1 protein-coding gene is annotated in these 542 nt (G+C 48.2%); it reads left to right on the top strand.

Going from position 1 to position 542, the window contains the following annotated elements:
- Nucleotides 1-542, top strand: a 542-nt coding sequence (locus ACP45E_RS01425) for a hypothetical protein (protein ID WP_038125721.1), incomplete at both ends; no start/stop codon positions are given.

Raw genomic sequence — 542 nt, 5'->3', positions numbered from 1 at the left:
GCACTCAGTGGCGTGGGTTCGACATCAGATAACGATGTAAAAGTCGACATCACATCAGGGATTACAGCGACAGAAGCGAACAAATCGATTCTGGCGGATTCAGTCACTGTTACTGCCAAAGACAGTTCAACTATCATTAGTAACGTAGTTGGGGCATCTATTGCCGGGAGTTACTCACCGTCTTCGAGTGCAGGCGCGTTAAGTATTGGGGTATCGCTGGCTGATAATGACGTACACACTAATACACTCGCAACGATAGATAATGTGGATATTGGTTCACAAACACGCAAACTGGATAGCGTCACACTGCTTGCTGACTCAAACGCAAAAATTACCGCGACGTCTGTTGCCGCTTCCTTTGCACTGAGTTACAGCACATCAGGCTCGATCTCAGTATCGGGTGCGGGTGCAAACGCGATTAACACGATTAAGGGCTCTACGAGCGCGAGTATCATCGACAGTGAGTTATGGAGTTCTGGTGATGTCAGTGTTACATCAACGAATACATCAAAGGTCGACGCTAAGGTCGCGGCGGTATCGAT

This window comes from Vibrio genomosp. F10 str. 9ZD137, assembly GCF_049974785.1.
Lineage (GTDB): Bacteria > Pseudomonadota > Gammaproteobacteria > Enterobacterales > Vibrionaceae > Vibrio.
Note: the sequence above shows the minus strand (reverse complement) of the source record. Positions and strands in the feature narration are given on the sequence as shown.